The 18,896-nt window shown below is 52.4% G+C and carries 20 protein-coding genes; 8 read left to right on the top strand and 12 right to left on the bottom strand.

Annotated elements, in window-relative coordinates:
• Positions 1–12 precede the first annotated feature (12 nt).
• The 8 genes from IVG45_RS14915 to IVG45_RS14945 all read right to left on the bottom strand — a co-directional run bounded on the left by IVG45_RS14915 (position 13) and on the right by IVG45_RS14945 (position 6,758).
• Positions 13–693, bottom strand: coding sequence for a hypothetical protein (locus tag IVG45_RS14915; protein ID WP_196434598.1), 681 nt, complete (start codon positions 691–693; stop codon positions 13–15).
• Positions 694–758: 65 nt separating this feature from the next.
• Positions 759–2,771: a transketolase gene (gene tkt, locus IVG45_RS14920; protein ID WP_196434599.1), complete on the bottom strand. Its 2,013-nt coding sequence runs from the start codon at positions 2,769–2,771 to the stop codon at positions 759–761.
• A 187-nt stretch (positions 2,772–2,958) separates the two neighbouring features.
• Positions 2,959–3,492 (bottom strand): 6-phospho-3-hexuloisomerase, encoded by a 534-nt coding sequence (gene hxlB, locus IVG45_RS22685; protein ID WP_230874599.1) that lies wholly within the window; start codon positions 3,490–3,492, stop codon positions 2,959–2,961.
• 3 nt (positions 3,493–3,495) lie between these two features.
• Positions 3,496–4,143 (bottom strand): 3-hexulose-6-phosphate synthase, encoded by a 648-nt coding sequence (gene hxlA / locus IVG45_RS22690; RefSeq protein ID WP_230874600.1) that lies wholly within the window; start codon positions 4,141–4,143, stop codon positions 3,496–3,498.
• Positions 4,144–4,412: 269 nt separating this feature from the next.
• Positions 4,413–4,742, bottom strand: a complete 330-nt coding sequence (locus tag IVG45_RS14930) for a ComEA family DNA-binding protein (RefSeq protein ID WP_196434600.1) — start codon at positions 4,740–4,742, stop codon at positions 4,413–4,415.
• Between the two features lie 134 nt (positions 4,743–4,876).
• Positions 4,877–5,848, bottom strand: a complete 972-nt coding sequence (cmoB, locus tag IVG45_RS14935) for a tRNA 5-methoxyuridine(34)/uridine 5-oxyacetic acid(34) synthase CmoB (RefSeq protein WP_196434601.1) — start codon at positions 5,846–5,848, stop codon at positions 4,877–4,879.
• Positions 5,849–5,858: 10 nt separating this feature from the next.
• A complete protein-coding gene (locus IVG45_RS14940; RefSeq protein ID WP_196434602.1) occupies positions 5,859–6,068 on the bottom strand; it encodes a hypothetical protein in 210 nt (69 codons plus the stop codon).
• A gap of 48 nt (positions 6,069–6,116) precedes the next feature.
• Positions 6,117–6,758, bottom strand: coding sequence for an MlaC/ttg2D family ABC transporter substrate-binding protein (locus tag IVG45_RS14945; RefSeq protein WP_196434603.1), 642 nt, complete (start codon positions 6,756–6,758; stop codon positions 6,117–6,119).
• A gap of 132 nt (positions 6,759–6,890) precedes the next feature.
• Between IVG45_RS14945 and hemB the strand changes: the two genes are divergently transcribed.
• From hemB to IVG45_RS14985, 8 genes are all read left to right on the top strand, one after another.
• Positions 6,891–7,913 carry a porphobilinogen synthase gene (gene hemB / locus IVG45_RS14950; protein ID WP_196434604.1) on the top strand — a complete coding sequence of 341 codons (1,023 nt, stop codon included), beginning with the start codon at positions 6,891–6,893 and terminating at the stop codon, positions 7,911–7,913.
• An 11-nt stretch (positions 7,914–7,924) separates the two neighbouring features.
• The gene (locus IVG45_RS14955; RefSeq protein WP_196434605.1) at positions 7,925–8,491 is read left to right on the top strand and encodes a hypothetical protein; all 567 of its coding nucleotides are present in this window, start codon (positions 7,925–7,927) and stop codon (positions 8,489–8,491) included.
• Positions 8,481–9,326, top strand: coding sequence for a shikimate dehydrogenase (gene aroE / locus IVG45_RS14960; RefSeq protein ID WP_196434606.1), 846 nt, complete (start codon positions 8,481–8,483; stop codon positions 9,324–9,326). The genes IVG45_RS14955 and aroE overlap by 11 nt, the downstream gene beginning before the upstream one ends.
• Before the next feature lie 79 nt (positions 9,327–9,405).
• Positions 9,406–10,674: an HDOD domain-containing protein gene (locus tag IVG45_RS14965; RefSeq protein ID WP_196434607.1), complete on the top strand. Its 1,269-nt coding sequence runs from the start codon at positions 9,406–9,408 to the stop codon at positions 10,672–10,674.
• A gap of 91 nt (positions 10,675–10,765) precedes the next feature.
• A complete protein-coding gene (locus IVG45_RS14970) occupies positions 10,766–11,977 on the top strand; it encodes an HDOD domain-containing protein (RefSeq protein WP_230874601.1) in 1,212 nt (403 codons plus the stop codon).
• Between the two features lie 3 nt (positions 11,978–11,980).
• Entirely contained in the window at positions 11,981–13,342 is a 1,362-nt protein-coding gene (locus IVG45_RS14975) for an HDOD domain-containing protein (RefSeq protein WP_196434609.1), read from the top strand.
• Between the two features lie 27 nt (positions 13,343–13,369).
• Complete coding sequence (prlC, locus tag IVG45_RS14980) at positions 13,370–15,409, top strand: oligopeptidase A (RefSeq protein ID WP_196434610.1); 2,040 nt, start codon at positions 13,370–13,372, stop codon at positions 15,407–15,409.
• Between the two features lie 87 nt (positions 15,410–15,496).
• On the top strand, positions 15,497–15,784 hold the full coding sequence (locus IVG45_RS14985; RefSeq protein WP_196434611.1) for a hypothetical protein: 288 nt from the start codon (positions 15,497–15,499) through the stop codon (positions 15,782–15,784).
• Positions 15,785–15,822: 38 nt separating this feature from the next.
• Here the strand turns inward: IVG45_RS14985 and IVG45_RS14990 are convergent, their stop codons facing one another.
• Genes IVG45_RS14990 through IVG45_RS15005 form a run of 4 tightly spaced genes read right to left on the bottom strand, consistent with a single transcriptional unit; the run spans position 15,823 to position 18,866 of the window.
• On the bottom strand, positions 15,823–16,071 hold the full coding sequence (locus IVG45_RS14990) for a DUF1289 domain-containing protein (protein ID WP_330165363.1): 249 nt from the start codon (positions 16,069–16,071) through the stop codon (positions 15,823–15,825).
• Positions 16,040–16,981 carry a bifunctional riboflavin kinase/FAD synthetase gene (ribF, locus tag IVG45_RS14995; RefSeq protein ID WP_196434613.1) on the bottom strand — a complete coding sequence of 314 codons (942 nt, stop codon included), beginning with the start codon at positions 16,979–16,981 and terminating at the stop codon, positions 16,040–16,042. The genes IVG45_RS14990 and ribF overlap by 32 nt, the downstream gene beginning before the upstream one ends.
• A 52-nt stretch (positions 16,982–17,033) precedes the next feature.
• Positions 17,034–17,888 carry a sulfurtransferase gene (locus IVG45_RS15000; RefSeq protein WP_196434614.1) on the bottom strand — a complete coding sequence of 285 codons (855 nt, stop codon included), beginning with the start codon at positions 17,886–17,888 and terminating at the stop codon, positions 17,034–17,036.
• Complete coding sequence (locus tag IVG45_RS15005) at positions 17,889–18,866, bottom strand: NAD(P)H-quinone oxidoreductase (protein ID WP_196434615.1); 978 nt, start codon at positions 18,864–18,866, stop codon at positions 17,889–17,891.
• Positions 18,867–18,896 lie beyond the last annotated feature (30 nt).

Consider the following 18,896-nt stretch of genomic DNA (forward strand, 5'->3'; position numbering starts at 1 on the left):
CCAATAGAGCTATTAGCCTTTATCGCGCAAATATTTTTCAACACCGGTAGCGCGCGCCGCTGCGGCTTCTTTGTCCTTGACGATCTGCTTGGCCATATATTTTGCCACGCCCGTAGCGGGATTAGCTGTTTGTTTTTCCAAATATTTAGCCACGCCGGTTTTATTGGCACCAATTTTTTCCAGGTACTTTTCAACCCCAGTCGCACCAGTCGAAACCGCATAATCCTCCGCCGCCGAGCCAGCAACCGATTTGGCGGATTTTTTGTTATAAACAAAAAATCCAGCTACAGCCAACAGAATCAAACCGATATATGAAAAATCGGAAGAAGCTGCCTTTTCATTCTGGATGACATCTACCGCTGCTTCCGCGGAAGTTGCGGAAGCGGACGATGTTGAAGAAGAGCCAGCGCTTGGAGCCGACGCGCTGTGTTTATACGCGGGGTCACTGTACAGTACTTTGGGTTGGAAGTTTGTCGCCGGATAAGCTGGATCCGCTTCGACCTCGGTTGCTGTCTGTTTCACAGCCGCAGTAGGTGCGGACTCTGATTTAGTTTCAGACGCTTTATAATCAGGGTCGCTATAAAGCACTTTAGGCTGATAGTCCGACGCGGGATAGTCAGACTCAGCCATTACCGAAGAGCTGGCAAGTACCAATGCAGCCAAGATGGCTTTAGTCAATTCATTCTTTTTCACGTTTATCACCTATGATTCGTTGAACCCTATTGAGGCTTGGTATAGCAAGCCTCAATTTGTTATTTTTACAGCACTGCTTCCACGTTGGCTACGACATTTTCCACGGTAAAGCCGAACTCCTTGAACAGCTGTCCGGCTGGCGCGGATTCGCCGAAGCGGTCTAAACCTACGATTTTGCCATTGCTGCCGGCATATTTCCACCAACTATCGGTGACGCCAGCCTCAACCACCACGCGATTGCCGATGCTAGGCGGCAATACGCTGTCTTTGTAAGCTTGGTCTTGCGCTTCGAACACGTTGGTCGACGGCATGGACACCACGCGGATTTTCTTGCCTTTGGCAGCCAAGGCTTCCGCGGCTTTCACGGCCAGCTCGACTTCGGAGCCGGTGGCGATGATGATCGCATCCGGTGTACCGTCGCTGTCTTTCAAGATGTAGCCGCCTTTGCCGATCGCGTCGATCTGCGCTTGGCTGCGTGCCATGTGCGGCAGGTTTTGACGCGAGAAGATCAGAGTGCTTGGGCCGTCTTTACGTTCGATGGCGGCTTTCCAGCTAACCGCAGACTCGACCGCGTCGCAGGGGCGCCAGACTTGCATGTTGGGAATCATGCGCAAGGTAGCGGTTTGCTCGATCGGTTGGTGAGTCGGACCGTCTTCGCCCAGACCGATGGAGTCGTGGGTGTAGACGAAGATGGTCGGTGCTTTCATCAGTGCCGCCATACGCAGGGCGTTACGGGCGTATTCCGAGAACATCAGGAAGGTGGCGCCGTAAGGCTTGAAGCCGCCGTGCAGCACGAGGCCGTTCATGATGGCGCTCATGCCGAATTCACGGACGCCGTAGTAGATGTAGTTACCGTCATGACCGGGGGCGCAGACGTCTTTGCAGCCTGACCACAAGGTCAGGTTAGAACCGGCCAGGTCGGCGGAGCCGCCCAGCAGTTCCGGCAACAACGGGCCGAAGCCGTTCAGGGTGTTTTGCGAGGCTTTGCGGCTGGCGATGGTTTCGCCTTTGGCATTGACTTCGGCGATGAAGGCATTGGATTTTTCCGCCCAATCGGCTGGCAGTTCGCCGGCCATGCGGCGTTTAAATTCCGCAGCCAATTCGGGGTGAGCGGCTTGGTAAGCAGCAAATTTGTCGTTCCAGGCACTTTCCAGACGTGCACCTTTGGCATTGGCATCCCAAGCCGCTTTGATGTCGGCGGGGATTTCGAACGGCGCATGCGGCCAGCCCAGTTGTTCGCGGGTCAGTGCAATTTCAGCTTCACCCAGCGCGGCACCATGACACTCTTCCTTGCCTTGTTTGTTCGGCGAACCGAAACCGATGATGGTTTGGCAGCAGATGATGGTCGGTTTGTCGCTGACTTTTTTGGCTTCTTCGATGGCTTTTTTGACTGCATCGGGGTTGTGGCCGTCGACTTTGGGGATGACGTGCCAGCCGTAGGCTTCGAAACGTTTCGGAGTGTCGTCCAGGAACCAGCCGTTAACGTTGCCGTGACCACGTACTTCGCCGTCGATGGAAATGTTGTTGTCGTCGTAGAAGGCGATCAGTTTGCCCAGTTTCATCGAGCCGGCCAGTGAGCAGGCTTCGTGGGAGATGCCTTCCATCAGGCAGCCGTCACCCATGAATACGTAAGTGTGGTGATCGACGATGTCGTGACCGGGACGGTTGAATTGACCGGCCAGGGTGCGTTCCGCCAGGGCGAAACCCACGGCATTGGTGATGCCTTGACCCAGAGGACCGGTGGTGGTTTCAACGCCGTCGGTATAACCGTATTCAGGATGGCCTGGGGTTTGTGAGTGCAGTTGGCGGAACTGTTTCAATTCTTCGATCGGCAGGTTGTAGCCGGCCAAATGCAACAAGGAATAAATCAGCATGGAGCCGTGACCGTTGGACAGGATGAAACGGTCGCGGTTGGCCCATTTTGGGTTGCTAGGGTTGTGTTGCAGAAAATCGTTCCACAATACTTCCGCAATGTCAGCCATCCCCATCGGGGCTCCAGGGTGTCCTGAGTTGGCTTTTTGTACGGCGTCCATGCTGAGTGCGCGGATGGCGTTCGCTAAGTCTCGGCGCGAAGGCATGTTAGTCTCCTTTTTATTATGTTTAGGTTCGACGTTTGCTTATCCAAACATCGTTATGGCTGAGGCTTGATGAATTGCAAGGACAACCAACACCACACTCTCGTTTTCAGACTGCTGGAATCGGTAACACCTTGACACCCAAAAAAGTAAAAGACCCGCGACCTCAAACGGCCGCGGGTCAAACGCTTTACTCTAAGTTAGCGTGTCTTGATCTCATCTCTTCTTCCGGAATGCCCTTGTCATGAATCACATGAGAAATAGTGGCTTCCAGGAAAAACAATGTTGACAGTTCAAACACAGTACCCATGGGCATGCCTTTGACTTTGCCATATTGCTCTGCTCTGCCGATTTGCAGGGTAACATCAGCCATATCGCCAATAGTCGAATCATCTTTTGCGGAAATCAAGCAGATTTTAGCGCCGATTTCCTTAGCTTTTTTGGTGAATGCCACAAGCTGTTCAGTTTCACCGGAACCGGAGATGATGATCAACAGATCCCCGGCTTTGATACTGGGCGTAACGATTTCACCAACCACGCTGACATCGTAGCCGCTGTGCATCAGGCGCATGGCAAAAAAACGACCAATCAAACCTGAACGGCCGGCGCCGGATACGAATACCCGCTTAGCCTGATCCAGCATATCGGTCAAAACTTTGTCGTACGAATCAGGAGTTGCTTCCAGAATACCGGAAATTTTGTCAATAATTAACTGCTGATGCATGACTTATACCGCCGCTGCGTCAACCAGTTCACGAATTTCACGTGCAGCTTCAGCAGGTGATGGAGCGCCGTAAATAGCCGCGCCAACCACGATAATGTTTGCACCGGCCTCAACGACTTGTTGAACGGTTGCGGGTTTGATACCGCCGGCAACGGAAATGCGAACACCCAGACCCAGACGAGCGATGTCATTCAAGTCGCCGAATGGTGTTTGGCCGGCTGCTTGTGCATCCAGACCGGTGTGAATACCGACGATTTGCGCGCCCAATTTTACAGACTCTCTAGCGCATTCTGCTTTGTCCGCAACATTGATTAAGTCGATTTGGGTTTCAGCAGCGTATTTTTTCGCGGCTTTGATCACGCCAGCGATAGTAGCCAGGCCTGATACGCCCAATACGGTACAGATGTCAGCGCCAGCGGCATAGAACGCACCGGCTTCGTATTCGCCAGCGTCCATGGTTTTCAGGTCAACCAACAACAGTTTGTCTGGAAAGCGTTGTCTCAATTCTTTAACCAGATTGATACCGTTGTATTTGATGCAAGGGGTACCAATTTCAAAAATATCAACATAAGGCGCTACTTGATCAGCCAATGCTACGGTTTGGTTGAAGTCCAGTGAGTCCAACGCCATTTGAATTAATGGTCTTGCCATGTGATGTGCTCCGAAAGTTTTAATTTTTAGTAATAGCCGATTTTGCCAACTGCCGCAATCCGCTAGGCTTGTCACATACTTGTGATGCGTCTGTAACTGTAAGATAGAAATGGGATGCCTGTCAATGCCTGCGATTCCACACTAACCCAGCATTTCTGATTGAACCCGCTGCTGGCGAACCCAAGCGTCATCCAGCAGTTATTTACTCATGAAGTCGTTTGATCGGGGGGCATGGCCCAGGCCGGACAATGCCCCCGTCATTCTAACTGCTATTGTTTGGTTTTTTTGGCGGTATCTTCCTTCTTGGCTGGCTCAGCCACTTTTTCCACCGGCCGGCTTTCAGCGGAATTCCCGGTAAACAAAATGTCTTTTTCATTGGCTTGAATGGTTTTTTCACCTATGCCGCTGACCTTCTCGAGATCTTTCAACGATTCAAAATCTCCGTGTTCTTTTCTATATTGAACAATGGCTTCCGCTTTCTTAGGCCCTATCCCGGTTAAGGCTTTCGAAATGGTTTCCGGATCTGCCTGATTAATATTAACCGGCTCCGCCAAAACATGCAGCGGGCACAAAAGCAGAATAAACATGAACTTTTTCATGGAATCTCTCCTAAATTATGGGGTTATGAATAACACAGGCCCAGGAAAGTCCCTTCCCCCCAAGAAAAATCCACCGAACCCGACCACTAGCTTAGACCGGGTTGATTTTTTTACAATCCTTGCTTACCACACAATTACTCGACACTGGCAATAATAATCGCCCTAACCGGCGCCGGCAGCCCTTCGCAAGTCAACTCATCATTTGTGGGATCAAGAAAATCCCGCAACGAATTAAATCGCATCCACTCCGTGCCACGCTGCTCTTGCACGGTTGTTTTAGAAACATCACACAGCCTGACGTTTTTAAAGCCGCAGCGCCGCATCCATAGCATCAAGGCTTCGATACTCGGCAGAAACCATACATTACGCATTTGGGCATAGCGCCTCTCGGGCAGCAATACCGTAGAGGCATCACCCTTGACCACCAAGGTTTCTAGAACCAACTCACCACCCGCGCGTAAACAACCTTTCAATTCCAGCAGATGATCGATTGGCGAGCGCCTGTGATACAAAACTCCCATTGAAAATACAGTATCGAAAAACTTCATCTCAGCCGGCATTTGCTCAATACCCAATGGCAGCAAGTAGATCGCCGCATCCCCGTACAATTTGCGCAAAGCCTTAAACTGCATAATATTGAGCAACGTCGGATCTACCCCAACAGCCAACCGCGCCCCGGCCCCCAGCATGCGCCAGCAGTGATATCCGTTTCCACACCCGACATCCAGAACCGCCCGATTATGCAGCGGCGAAATATGATTTTTCAATCGATCCCATTTCCAATCCGATCGCCATTCGGTATCGACATCAATTCCAAATACCCGATAAGGACCTTTACGCCACGGATGCAATTGTTGCAAACTTTCCCGTAACCGCGAACGAAGTTGGTCCGACAAATCCTCGCAGTTACCGATCCGAACCGACTCGAGTAAATCGACACTGCTTGGAGACAAGTTAGGCAAGCCATCCACTACCTTTTGCCAACGAGCCAAATCGCCGTGCGATTGCTGATCGAAAGCGATCTCGACCTGTTCGGAAATCCACTTGACCCAAGCAGCCCCGCCGGCCTGTTCCAACACCTGGTAAAACGGGCTGTAATCCATCATTTCAACGCCATCATCGAAGCGAAATGAAATACTGAAACCAGATTTCCGCGCCAATGAAGCCCGCAATTAAAAAACGTTGCCGATGCACCGAGAACGATTCCGCCAACAACCCTATCGCCGAGATTATGTTCGGAAACACATTGACTACGAATTCATCAAATTTAACTGTCGCGATTTCGCCAAGCGGGTTGGCATGAAGAGAATCTTTGTGAAATGACATAAGGGATTGCGTCCCGGCTCGTTAAAACCGGGACGTGGAACGGGGAAATTATGAATGGTTGTTGCCGGCCAGGGCTTCGTTATTGCGTTTAGCCAATTGATTGATCACTTCCTGCAAGGAACCGGTACGCTCGACTTCGTTTTTGAAGCTGGTTCTATAGTTTGTGACCAAACTGACCCCTTCGATCAAAATATCGTAAACCTTCCATTCGCCCTTGTTGAACAACATCCGGTAGTTCACCGCGATAGGTTGCAAACCAGGCTGCAATATTTCGGTTTTGACCATCACCTTACGCTCGTCTTCTTCGGGGTTGATCGGCAAAAACCTGACATTCCATTCCTTGAATTCGACAAATGCCCTAGAGTAGGTTCTGATCAATAAGGTTTGAAACTCTCTTTTAAACGCATCTTTTTCCGATAAAGACGCTTCTTTCCAGAGCTTACCCAGCACCAACGAGGAAATCAGATCGAAATCCGCGCGCGGATAGATTACTGAATGTACAAACTCGGTAATCTTGCGAAAATCCTTGGTAAACCCGGGATCCTGCATCCGCACTTTTAACTGACTGGATGCATCTTCGATCAGCTTTTGCGGCTCGATTAAATCAGCAGCACTGGACTGGGCCACCACCAGAACGTTTGCAAAAAAACTAAACAACAAAATTAGTACTACTTTTAAATAACGTTTCATGATTGTTATAACCGCCTAAGATGACGTATCACCGGCTAAATTCAAGCTGCCGGAATCGATACACTGTTACAATAATATCTACAATTTCTCGCCAATCTCAAATCAGACCAGCAAAGACTTTATTATTTTACTATGGAAAAGATGTCACCCCCTAAAGACTTTTTCCCCGCTACTCGCTTGCGCAGAATGCGCTATCAGGCATTCTCGCGCCGCCTAATGCGAGAACATCATTTATCGGTCGACGATTTGATTTGCCCTTTGTTTGTAATTGAAGGCAATAACCGACAAGAACAGGTTGCCTCCATGCCGGGCGTCAGCAGACTATCGCTGGACCTATTACTCAAGGAAGCCGAATCCTTGCTCAATCTTGGCATACCGGCGGTTGCGTTGTTTCCGGTCATCGATCCCAACCAAAAATCACTGGACGCCAGTGAAGCCTTCAATCCCGGAGGATTGGCGCAGCGTAGCGTCAGGGCACTGAAAACCGCGTTTCCAGAATTGGGCGTCATTACCGATGTTGCGTTGGACCCTTTCACCTCGCATGGTCAAGACGGCCTGATCGACGATCGTGGTTATGTCGTCAACGACCCAACCGTCGAAGTGCTTTGCAAACAAGCCCTATCTCACGCCGAAGCCGGCGCCGACATCGTCGCCCCCTCGGACATGATGGACGGCCGTATCGGCGCCATCCGTCAGACCCTGGAAAACCATGGCCACGTCAACACCCGAATACTGGCCTATTCCGCCAAATATGCCTCCGGCTTCTACGGCCCTTTCCGCGACGCGGTTGGTTCCGCCGGCAATCTCGGTGGCGGCAACAAATACAGTTATCAAATGGATCCGGCCAATTCCGACGAAGCCCTGCGGGAAATTGCTCTGGATTTACAAGAAGGCGCGGATATGATCATGGTCAAACCCGGCATGCCTTATCTCGACATCATCCGCCGCGCCAAGGATCAATTTGGAGTACCGACTTTCGCTTATCAGGTCAGTGGCGAATACGCTATGTTAAAAGCCGCCGCGCAAAATGGCTGGCTGGATGAAAAACAAGTCGTCATGGAATCACTGTTGTCGTTCAAACGCGCCGGTTGCGATGCCATTCTGACTTATTTCGCCAAATCCGCCGCCCAATGGCTGATTGATCACCACCACTAAGGTAAACAATTATGCATGTACCCGATTCCGACGAATTCGAAGACGAACAACCCCTTCCCTCCCGCCGCCACTTTGGCATCGAAGAAGGGGTCTTTATCTTACTGATCATTTTGTCGCTACTGGGCATCATCATTACCGACTTTTCCGTGCACGACGGCTACGGCTACTGGCTGTTGATGGTGTTTGTGTTTAGCTTGCTCTCGCTATTCGTATCCTGGTTGCAAGCCAAAACCAGGGAAGAAGACTTTGGCCAAATCGTCAAACAGCAAGGGCTGCACTGGCTGCATACCTTGATCATTGTCGGCGCGGCGTCGCTGCTGAATAAATCAGGGCAACTGTCTGAGATCGGCGCCACCTTGGTTATTTTGCTGATACTGGCATTATCCACCATGCTCGATGGCGCCCGCATCGGTTGGCAGTTCAGCCTGCTCGGTTTTTTCCTGGCGGCCTGCGCCATCATCGTCGCCTACGTCCAGCCCTTTATCTGGGCCTGTGTATCGCTAGCCATCGTTGTCGTAATCGGCAGTTTTTTATGGGGCTATTGGGCTAGTAAATACCGTACCGAAGATGAAAGTTGACGCCTATGCCGTTTTCGGCCAACCGATTACACACAGTAAATCGCCGCGCATACATCAGTTGTTTGCCGAACAAACCGGGCAAACCCTGAGTTATATTGCCCAGGAAGTATCCGCCGACGCCTTCAATTCAGCCGCCGACAAGTTTTTCAGTCAAGGCGGCAAAGGCCTGAACTGTACCGTCCCGCTGAAGGAACTGGCTTGGCGATACGCCGATAACCTCACCGAACGCGCCCGTCTAAGCAAGGCCGTCAACACCCTAGTCCTGCAAGACGACGGCGGCATCCTCGGTGAAAATACCGACGGCACTGGCTTGGTCACGGATTTGACCATCAACCACGCGATAAAATTATCGGGCCGACGGATTTTAATTCTGGGCGCGGGCGGCGCCACTCGCGGCATCCTTGCGCCAATGCTGGAACACCACCCGGAGCAAATCACCATCGCCAACCGCACTCTAGGCAAAGCCGAAATCATTGCCGCCGAATTCGCCCATTTAGGTGAGGTGATCAGCAGCGATTATCCCAACCTGGATCGACAACGGTTTGACTTGATTATCAACGCTACTTCCGCCAGCCTGAACGGTCAATTACCGCCGCTAGCCGACAACCTGCTATCCGAACAAGGTTGCTGTTACGATCTGGCTTACGGCAACGAGCCAACGACATTCGTACGCTGGGGTATTGCACAACATGCCCGCCTGAGCCTTGACGGACTGGGCATGCTGGTGGAACAAGCGGCCGAAGCATTCGCGTTATGGCGAGGTATCCGGCCTCAAACAAGCGCAGTCATCGAACTGCTGAATAGCGAACGCGGTAAAACCCTTCCGTCCGCCTGACTATTGACCCAGGCTGTGGGCACTGGGAAAATCGCCAATAACCACGGCCTAGATTCAATGCGACAAAATCAGGAAAGAAATGGCTTCAATCAAAGGTTTTTTTGACAAACTCTCTTCATCCGAGCCTCGTTTCGGTGAAAAGATTTCGCCCGAAGTACTTGCACAGCTTTTTCCGATTCGAAATCTTAGCGAAGAAATCCGTCAAAGCTTTGCGATGGAAAATCACGTTGAGCTGATCGCCGCCGGCACCACCTTGTTCAAGATCGACACCCCGTCCGATTGCGCGATTTACCTGATTAGCGGCAGCATCAACGTTACCGATCAGAACGGCCGCAGTTATACGGTTGAAGCCGGTAGCGCCCAGGCCAAATTCCCGATTTGTTGCTGCACCAAACATCCCACCACGGCGGTTGCACTATCCGATATCGGCATACTGCGGGTATCGCTAAATATCATGTCCGTCAGCAACCGTTTCCAGCATAAAGCATTGGAAATACCGGAGAAACTACGCGACAACCAAGTCTTGGCATTATTCGCCGACCACTATCAAAACCATGAACTGGAAATACCCTCGCTACCCAAGGTAGCGATGCGTTTACACCAGGCAATCCAACAAGATGTCAACCTGGAAGATGCGGTAAAAATCATTCAACTCGATCCGGTCATTTCCGCCAAGCTGATCGAAGTAGCCAATTGCCCGCTTTACCTGACCGTGGTCCCGACCCGAAACTGCCTGGACGCCGTCAACCGCATCGGCCTTAACGCTACTCGCAGTTTGGTCATAGCGCTCAGCATCAAACAGATTTTCACCAGCAACTCCCAAGTCATCAAAGAGCGCCTGGAAAAACTGTGGCGACAAAGCCTGTATCTGTCGGCCTTATGTCATGTTTTGGCCGCATCCAGCAAGCAGGCCAATCCCGAAGACGCGCTATTGGCGGGCCTAGTCTGCGACATCGGCGCAATACCCTTCCTCAGTTTTGTCTCCAACCTACCCAAGGAATTCATCATTGAAGAGGAAATTAAGCAGGCCATGCCGGTTGTGGTTGGCGCGGTGAGCGCCACCGTGCTGAATGAGTGGAAGTTCGCCGATGAATTCATCCACGTAGCCTTGAACTCCAGAAACTGGTATCAAAACAACAGCGAAACACTGTCGTTGACCGACATCGTCGTACTATCGCGTTTACATGCCCTGATCGGCAAAAAATCCACCAACGAATTGCCGTCCATCACCGCCATCCCGGCCGCCGGCAAGTTGAAAAACATCGCTCTCTCGCCTGAAAATACCTTGTCCATACTGCATGATGCCAAGGCTAAAATTCATGCCGCATTGACTTTATTTGCCGGCTAACAAGCCCATGTTCTGGAGCTTTTTAAAAAAATCCCCAAAAAAAACAGAGACGAGCGTCCGCGCGCCGACAACCGCGCCATCAACCCTGCCCTTGGATTTTTTACAAAAACTGATTCCGGTGGGGGATTTACCTATCACCGAACTGCAAACGCTGCCTGTCACCCAGCGCCATTTCAAGCCCGGACAACTCATATTCAATCGCGGCGAAAGCGCGGACAGCTTGATATACCTACATTCCGGCCAGGTATTTCTGGAAGCCGCCGACGGCAACGGCTACAGTGTCGACGACACCACCTTTAAAGCCTGTTACCCTTTATCCACCCACACCGAACATCATTTCAGCGCGATAGCCCAATCGGCGGCCAGTATCATCTACCTGCCGCTATCGGCCTTGCAACGTGGCGCCAAGGCGGCTTTTATCAATAATCCGCTGATCAATCCGCAAGACATTCCGCCGGATTTGGTCAACAGCGACTTTTTTCATGGCTTTTGCACCGCGTTTCGACAGGATAATCTGCGAGTCCCCAGCTTACCGGATGTCGCCATAAGACTAAGAAGCGCCCTGCAAAAAGAAATCAGCGTCGCCGACGCGGTAAAAATCATCAATCTGGACCCGGTGATCTCCTCGAAACTGATTCAAGTCGCCAATAGCCCGTTGTACAGGACGGTAAACCCCGCCGCCAAAAGCCACGATGCCATTAATCGCCTAGGATTGAAAACCACGCAGAACTTGGTCACCAGTATCAGTCTGCACAACTTGTTCCGTAGCGGCAATAAGCATCTAAACCAGCGCGTGCAACAACTGTGGAAGCAAAGCATACAAATCGCCAGCCTCAGTTACACATTGGCCAGCCTGACGCATAAAATCAATCCCGACGAAGCCCTGCTGGCCGGGCTGATTCATAATATCGGCGCATTGCCCATCATCACCCATGCCGAAACCCTGAAAGACGGCCAATACACTGACCTGGAACTGGATCGGACCATTGCGGTTTTACAAGGCTTGGTCGGAGTATTCATATTGAATAAGTGGCATTTTCCCGAACACTTGTTGCAAATCCCCACTCAAACCGGCAATTGGTATCACGACGAAAAGCCGGCGCTACAAATGAGTGATATAGTGTTGTTGGCCCGTTTTCACGCCCAGCTCGGCGGCGGCCAAAGCCACAATCTGCCGCCGCTCAATACCTTGCCGGCATTTCTAAAGCTTGGAGAAAGCAGACTGACGCCAGACATGTCGCTGCAGGCATTACATGAGGCTAAACAACAAATTACCGAAGCCATGGGTTTTTTCAGGGCCTAAGTCATGAATTGGTTTACAAATTTGTTCGGCAAGTCGGTTTCGGACGACTCCGGGGAGACACAAGCGGCCAATCGCGTTTCCACGCCGATTGCCCGCCCCGTGCGTCCTGGCCCTTCTCAAGCATTAGTCGAGTGCCAGCAAAACCTGAGCGTTGAACAATTAAAAAAATTCGCCCCTTTACGCGACATTGACCCACAAATAGTCGCAACCCTTGCCCATACCAGCTTGCTGTATCCCAAGGACGCCATCATCTTTGAACACGACCAGCCATCCGATGGCGTTTACTATCTACTGGAAGGCGAGCTTAGCTTACATCCCGATAGCGAAAACCATTACGAAGTCCGCGAAGGCACGACTCTGGCCGCACTACCGCTGAATAGCGGTAAAAACTTCGGCGCCACGGCCCATGCGCTGACCGATGTCACCATTCTAAAGCTATCTTCCGAAATCAATCTGCTATGGGCCAAACAGTGCCACGAACAAGTATCCTGCGTGGAACTGCTGGATATTCAATTACCCGAAGAAATCAGCAACCGGCAGTTTTTCGATAGTTTTACTCACGCCTATCGAGAAAACAAATTACGCCTACCCTCGCTGCCGAACGTGGCCTTGAAACTGAAGCAGGCCATGAACCGCGACATCGGCATCAAACAAGCGGTAGACATCATCCATATCGATCCACCCATCGTCGCCAAACTGATTCAGGTTGCCAACAGCCCGCTCTATGCATCGGCCATACCGATCAAAAACTGTCTGGATGCCGTCAATCGGATAGGCCTGAATGCCACGCGCAAATTAGTATTAGGTATCAGCCTGAAACAACTGTTCAACTGCAAGAATCCCGAACTGATGAAAGGCATGCAACAGTTGTGGAAAGACAGCCTGTATGTTTCCAGCCTCAGTTTCGTTCTGGCTCTGGAATGCAGCAACATAGACCCCGAAGACGCCCTGCTGGCGGGCCTGGTCTGCGACATCGGCGCGATTCCGTTGTTGCATTTTGCCGAACAGTTCCCGGACAAAAGTCCCAATCTCGCCGAGCTGCAATCCTCGCTGCCCTACCTAAGAGGCCCGGTCGGATCATTGGTGCTGCATACCCTGGGCTTTTCGGCCGAACTCTGCAACATCCCTTATCTGGCGGAAAACTGGCTGTACGATGGCGGCGACCAGCTAACCCTGCCCGACATTGTGATTCTTGCCAAACTGCACAGCTACTTCGGCACCCGAAAATCCACGGGGCTACCCTACATAAATTCGATCCCGGCCTACTCGAAAATCAATGAAGGCAAACTCAATCCGGATTTCTCGCTATCCATTCTGCACCAAGCCCAAAACCGCATTCATGCGGCCATGCAACTGTTATCCTAACGTTTATTGACCCTATAAATAACCGACATGACCAATCCCTTGCTCGAAAATACCGAACTTCCCCAATTTTCCCAAATTCTGCCCGAACACGTGGAACCGGCCATCAACCAGCGACTGTCAGACGCCCGGCAAACCATAGAAAGATGCTTGCAAGCCAGTGCGCCTTATACTTGGGACAACCTGATCGAACCGATCGACGAGGCCGAGGATAGGCTGAATAAAACCTGGTCGCCGGTCAGCCACATGAACTCGGTGGTCAACAGCGAAGCGATGCGCGATGCCTACAACGCCTGCCTAGCCAAACTCAGCGAATACGCCACCGAAGTCGGCCAAAACAAAGCACTTTACCAAGCCTACCAGTCCCTCCGCGACAGCGCCGAGTTTGCCTCCCTGGACCGGGCTCAGCAAAGAATCGTCACGAATTCATTGCGCGACTTTCATTTGTCCGGCGTCGACTTGCCAGCCGACAAGCAAGCCCGCTACAAGGAAATCAGCCAACAATTATCGAAACTGGGCAGTCAATACGAAGAAAACCTGCTGGATGCGACCAATGCTTGGCATAAACAGATCACCCATGGCGACGATCTGGCCGGCCTGCCCGAATCGGCGCTGGCGCAAGCCAAACAAGCGGCCGAGGCCGAAGGCAAGGATGGCTGGTTGATTAATCTGCAATTCCCGTCCTATCTGGCGGTCATGACCTACGCCGACAACCGCGAACTACGCCGTGAACACTACGAAGCCTTCTGCACCCGCGCGTCCGACCAAGGCCCGCATGCCGGCCGTTGGGACAATTCGGAGGTGATGGAACAAATCCTGGCCCTACGTCATGAAAAAGCCCAATTGCTGGGTTTTAACAACTACGCCGAATATTCCCTATCGACCAAGATGGCCAAATCGACCGACGATGTAGTGAAATTTCTGGAAGACTTGGCGGATAAATCCTGGCGTCAGGCTCGTAGCGACCTGACCGAGCTGAAGGAGTTCGCCGCCGCCGAACACGGCATCCACGACCTGCAATCCTGGGACATAGGCTATTACTCGGAGAAAATGCGCCAGCATTTCTACCAACTGTCGCAGGAAGAAGTGAAGGCTTATTTCCCCGACACCAAGGTCGTGCCCGGCCTGTTCGCTATCGTCGAGCGGCTTTATGGCCTGCAAATCAGCGAAATCAAAGACTTCGATAGCTGGCATCCAGACGTGCGTTTCTACCAAATCCTCGACCAAAACGGCCAGTTACGGGGACGCTTCTACCTGGATTTGTACGCCCGCGCCAAAAAACGCGGCGGCGCCTGGATGGACGACTGCGTTTGCCGGAAAAAAACCAGCGACGGCTTGCAAAATCCGGTCGCCTATCTGACCTGCAATTTCACGCCGCCGACCGGCAACGAGCCGGCCCTGTTGACCCACGACGAAGTGCAAACCCTGTTCCACGAATTCGGCCATGGTTTGCATCACATGCTGACCCGGATCGACCATTTGGGCGTGTCCGGCATCAACGGCGTCGAGTGGGATGCGGTGGAACTGCCCAGCCAATTCATGGAGAACTGGTGCTGGGAAAAAGAAGCCCTAAGCTTGATTTCCGGCCACTATCAAACCGGCGAAGCATTGCCGGACGCCTTGTTCGACAAAATGCTGGCGGCCAAGAACTTCCAGGCCGGCATGCTGATGGTACGCCAACTGGAATTCAGCCTGTTCGACTTCAAAATCCATCAAAACTATGACCCGGATAAAGGCGGCCGGATTTATCAAATCCTACAACAGGTCCGCGACCAGATCGCGGTGGTAAAAGTACCGGAATTCAACCGCTTCGCCCATAGCTTCTCGCACATTTTCGCCGGCGGTTACGCGGCGGGCTATTACAGCTACAAATGGGCGGAAGTATTGTCGGCGGACGCCTTTTCGCTGTTCGAGGAAAAAGGTATCTTCGACCGCGCCACCGGCGAATCCTTTTTGCAAAACATCCTGGAACAAGGCGGCAGCGACAATGCGATGAACCTATTCATCAATTTCCGCGGCCGGGAACCCAATATCGACGCCTTGTTAAGACACAATGGCATCGCCGCCTAAGCTTATCGGCATTCATCAATTTATAACAAATGTCGACCCGCAGCCTTGATAACTATCGATCAAGGCTGCTCCATTTAAGGAGAGTTCATGAAAAACTGCCCAAAATGCGGCCAACCCAGGCAAGGCGAGGAATACAAATGTCCCAGTTGCGACGTGTTTTATTCCCAGCTGGACGAACTGCTGTATGAAGATCAGGAAAAGCGGGAAAGAAACACCTTCAAAGGCGCCCTGAAACGGATTCGGGCGGCGGAAGATCGTAAACAGGCCTTGAAAGCTGAATTAGCAACCGCCTGGCGCAATACGCCGCTGAAAACCAAGATTGTGATTTGGACGGTAATTGCGTTTGTATTTGTGTTGGTGGTGCCGATTTTCTAATCAGCCGTGGAGACATGGAAGGAATAGCGGCCTTTGCTCTATTCCGAATGTGTCTTAGAAATACATGCCCCGGCTTGTGTCTGATCGTAATGCCGCCGCCTCCGCTCCGCATTCAGCAAAAATTGTTGGCGTAATCGAGAATCGGCCCGCGACCAATTGCAAATTTCTTCCAATGATCGAAAACAACCCAAACAAATGTTGTGCTCATTCAGGCAGCAATTGCGCACACAGGGCGATTCGATATTTTTTTCGTTGTCAGACATGCGGGTGTTGCCGGAAAAAATCATGCGCGGCTTCGATGTCGCGCTGGATTTGACTTTTCAACGCGGCCAGTGATTCGAAGCGGGCTTCATCGCGCAGCTTGGCTTTGAAATGAACTTCGACATAGTGGCCATAGATGTCGCGATTGAAATCGAATAAATGGGTTTCCAGCACGGCTTTGCCTCCACCTTCGAAAGTTGGCCGATTACCCAGATTGGCGACGCCTCGCAGCTCACAGCCCCCCAGCCCGGTCATCGTCACCGCGAATACCCCCACCAGCGGACTGTTCTTGCGGAACATTTGCAGATTGGCGGTCGGAAAACCCAGCTCGCGTCCACGCTTATCGCCATGAGCAACCCGGCCGCATACCGAGTAATCGCGCCCCAACAAGGTTTTAGCCTGTACTAAATCGCCCTCGCCTAGCGCGTCGCGAATCAGGGTGCTGCTGATGCGTAGACCGTCCAGCTCGAACGAATCGGTGGATTCGACCGAAAATCCGAACTCCTGGCCACGGTGTTGCAGCAAGGCAAAATTGCCGCGCCTGGCTTTGCCGAAATGAAAATCGTCGCCGACGACCAAGTGCTTGATGTTGAGTTTATTCAGCAAAATATCCAGAATGAAATGGTCGGCGTCGTAATCGGCCAGCACGCGATTGAACGGCAATACCAGCAACTCGTCGATCGGCAATTTGGCGAATTGAATCACTTTTTCACGTAAGCGGGTCAGCCGCGACGGCGCATGATCGCCGAGAAAATATTCCAACGGTTGCGGCTCGAAAATCATCGCCACCGTCGGCAATTGCAAACACCGGCCATGCTCGGCCAGGCGTTCGATCACGCGTTGGTGCCCTAAATGCAAGCCGTCGAAATTGCCTATCGTCAGCACGCAGCCGTCATGTAACGGCTCAAGATGATTCAAACCCCGGATTAATCGCATGATTGGATGGAAGGCAAAGACTGGGATTTTATCAGTAACCGACCGCGTGAACCTACCGGCAATGCGTTTGAGCCACCGCGCGATTTTTGTCGACTATCCATTCGCTCCAGGAGCCGGCATATAATTTCGAACCGCTCAATCCCGCAAGCTCCATCGCCAACAGGTTATGACAGGCGGTGACGCCGGAACCACACATGTGTACGACTTGCTCTGGAGGGCGGGGTCCGATCAAAGTCTGGAACTGTTGTTTTAGCTCGCTAGCCGGCAGAAACAAGCCAGTATTATCGAGGTTCAATTGAAAAGGCCGGTTCAGGGCCTTGGGCACATGGCCGGCAACCGGATCGATCGGCTCCTGCAATCCGGCAAAGCGTTCCGGAGTGCGGGCGTCGATCAAGGTAATGCCGCCAACGGCCAGGGCGTTTTCGACTTCCGCCGCCTTCAGCCATTGCTTGTGGTCCAGATAACCGCGGAACTGACTGGGGCTTATTCTCGGCAATACGGTGGTCAGAGGTAAGCCTTGTGTTTGCCAATGCCGAATGCCACCGTCCAGTACCGCCACCTGTTCATGGCCCATGCAGCGTAGCAACCACCATAGCCGGCCGGCAAAGGCGCCGCCGGCATCATCGTAGGCCACGACCTGAGTACGGTTGCCGACTCCCCAAGTCCCCAACTTTTGGGCCAACTGCGCAAAGTCCGGTAGCGGATGGCGGCCGGTATAGCTTTTAACCGGCGACGACAAATCGTTGTTTAAATCCGCATAACGGGCGCCGGGAATGTGGCCTTGGCGATATGCCTTGGCTCCGGCCTTGCCGTCGGCCAGCGAGAAGCGGCAGTCGAAAATCACCCAGTCGGTTTTTTCCAGGTTATCCGCCAATGTGGCTGCGGAAATGAGTGTGGTATGGGCCATTTAGATCTCCAGTATGATTTTGCCGAAATGTTGGTTGCCGGCCATGCGGGCATGGGCTTGCTCCGCGTCCGCCAGCGGAAATACCGAGTCGATTACGGGTTTAATGTTACCCGCCGCCAGCAGCGACCAAACCTTTTCCCGCAATTTCCCGGCAATCTCGCCCTTGAAGCCGTCGTCTCTGGCCCTGAGGGTGGAGCCGGTAATGGTCTGGCGTTTGAGCATGACATGCCATAAATTGATTTCGCTTTTGCCGCCGTTTTGAATCGCGATTTGCAGCAAGCGCCCGTCGATCGCCAGGCATTTCAGATTGCGCGGAAAATAATCGCCGCCGACCATGTCCAGAATCAGATCCACGCCCTTGCCATCGGTCAGGCGGTTGACGGTTTCGACGAAATCCTGTTGCCGGTAATTAATCGCGGCATCGGCGCCCAAGTCGAGACAGCGCCGACATTTTTCCTCGCTGCCGGCCGTGACATAAATGCTGTTGCCCAAGGCTTTAGCCAACTGGATGGCCGTGGTGCCGATACCGCTGCCGCCGCCATGCACCAGCAGGCTTTCTCCGGGCAACAAATGGCCGCGATCGAACAGATTACTCCAGACCGTGAACAGGGTTTCCGGCAAGGCGGCTGCCTGCGTGAAACTAAAGCCTTGCGGTACCGGCAGGCAGCAGGCCGCGCTGGCCAGACAATATTCGGCATAACCGCCGCCGGTAACCAACGCGCACACCGTATCGCCGACTCGATAAGCACTGTCCTTGTCGCCGATTTCAGCTATGGTTCCGGCCACCTCCAACCCCAGGATAGGCGAGGCGCCGGGTGGAGGCGGATATACGCCCTGACGTTGCATCAAGTCCGGGCGGTTGACACCGGCAGCGGCGACCTTGATCAATACCTGATCCGCGGCCGGCGAAGGGCGCGAAAACTCACCCAACCGCAACCGGTTTTCGACGGAATTTGGAATTATTTCAATCGCACGCATGACTTAAGGGTTTTTAGGATGGCCGATAGT

The organism is Methylomonas sp. LL1, assembly GCF_015711015.1.
Classification (GTDB): Bacteria; Pseudomonadota; Gammaproteobacteria; order Methylococcales; family Methylomonadaceae; genus Methylomonas.

What these genes read in the sequence shown, in the direction of transcription:
- tkt (WP_196434599.1), bottom strand. Translation starts at nt 2,771, where the DNA reads ATGCCTTCGCGCCGAGACTTAGCGAACGCCATCCGCGCACTCAGCATG.
- hxlB (WP_230874599.1), bottom strand. Translation starts at nt 3,492, where the DNA reads ATGCATCAGCAGTTAATTATTGACAAAATTTCCGGTATTCTGGAAGCA.
- hxlA (WP_230874600.1), bottom strand. Translation starts at nt 4,143, where the DNA reads ATGGCAAGACCATTAATTCAAATGGCGTTGGACTCACTGGACTTCAAC.
- IVG45_RS14930 (WP_196434600.1), bottom strand. Translation starts at nt 4,742, where the DNA reads ATGAAAAAGTTCATGTTTATTCTGCTTTTGTGCCCGCTGCATGTTTTG.
- cmoB (WP_196434601.1), bottom strand. Translation starts at nt 5,848, where the DNA reads ATGATGGATTACAGCCCGTTTTACCAGGTGTTGGAACAGGCCGGCGGG.
- IVG45_RS14940 (WP_196434602.1), bottom strand. Translation starts at nt 6,068, where the DNA reads ATGTCATTTCACAAAGATTCTCTTCATGCCAACCCGCTTGGCGAAATC.
- IVG45_RS14945 (WP_196434603.1), bottom strand. Translation starts at nt 6,758, where the DNA reads ATGAAACGTTATTTAAAAGTAGTACTAATTTTGTTGTTTAGTTTTTTT.
- hemB (WP_196434604.1), top strand. Translation starts at nt 6,891, where the DNA reads ATGGAAAAGATGTCACCCCCTAAAGACTTTTTCCCCGCTACTCGCTTG.
- IVG45_RS14955 (WP_196434605.1), top strand. Translation starts at nt 7,925, where the DNA reads ATGCATGTACCCGATTCCGACGAATTCGAAGACGAACAACCCCTTCCC.
- aroE (WP_196434606.1), top strand. Translation starts at nt 8,481, where the DNA reads ATGAAAGTTGACGCCTATGCCGTTTTCGGCCAACCGATTACACACAGT.
- IVG45_RS14965 (WP_196434607.1), top strand. Translation starts at nt 9,406, where the DNA reads ATGGCTTCAATCAAAGGTTTTTTTGACAAACTCTCTTCATCCGAGCCT.
- IVG45_RS14975 (WP_196434609.1), top strand. Translation starts at nt 11,981, where the DNA reads ATGAATTGGTTTACAAATTTGTTCGGCAAGTCGGTTTCGGACGACTCC.
- prlC (WP_196434610.1), top strand. Translation starts at nt 13,370, where the DNA reads ATGACCAATCCCTTGCTCGAAAATACCGAACTTCCCCAATTTTCCCAA.
- IVG45_RS14985 (WP_196434611.1), top strand. Translation starts at nt 15,497, where the DNA reads ATGAAAAACTGCCCAAAATGCGGCCAACCCAGGCAAGGCGAGGAATAC.
- IVG45_RS14990 (WP_330165363.1), bottom strand. Translation starts at nt 16,071, where the DNA reads ATGATTTTTTCCGGCAACACCCGCATGTCTGACAACGAAAAAAATATC.
- ribF (WP_196434613.1), bottom strand. Translation starts at nt 16,981, where the DNA reads ATGCGATTAATCCGGGGTTTGAATCATCTTGAGCCGTTACATGACGGC.
- IVG45_RS15000 (WP_196434614.1), bottom strand. Translation starts at nt 17,888, where the DNA reads ATGGCCCATACCACACTCATTTCCGCAGCCACATTGGCGGATAACCTG.
- IVG45_RS15005 (WP_196434615.1), bottom strand. Translation starts at nt 18,866, where the DNA reads ATGCGTGCGATTGAAATAATTCCAAATTCCGTCGAAAACCGGTTGCGG.